This is a genomic window from Pantoea sp. SIMBA_079 (assembly GCF_046940275.1).
Lineage (GTDB): Bacteria > Pseudomonadota > Gammaproteobacteria > Enterobacterales > Enterobacteriaceae > Pantoea > Pantoea borealis.
Window position 1 is genome coordinate 1 of the sequence record NZ_JAWRYR010000390.1, and the last position, 267, is coordinate 267.

The window sequence follows — 267 nt, forward strand, 5'->3', positions numbered from 1 at the left end:
GTTCCGCCAATCACTACCGCGGCAATAGCTTCCAGTTCATAACCCACACCTACCGTCGGTTGTCCGGAGTTGAGACGAGATGCCAGAATGACACCTGCAATCCCCGTTAATAATCCACAGAAGGCATAGACGAAAATTTTCACGCGCTGAACTTTAATACCAGAAAGATGAGCAGCAACTTCATTACTGCCTACGGCATAGACATAGCGACCAATGACGGTTTTCTTCAGGATGTAAGCGCCGACAAGCGCTACAATGACAAGGTAG

At 48.3% G+C, this 267-nt stretch carries 1 protein-coding gene; it reads right to left on the bottom strand.

Going from position 1 to position 267, the window contains the following annotated elements; translation table 11 throughout:
• The coding region (locus SB719_RS20495; RefSeq protein WP_412159791.1) for an ABC transporter permease at positions 1-267 on the bottom strand (267 nt) is incomplete at both ends.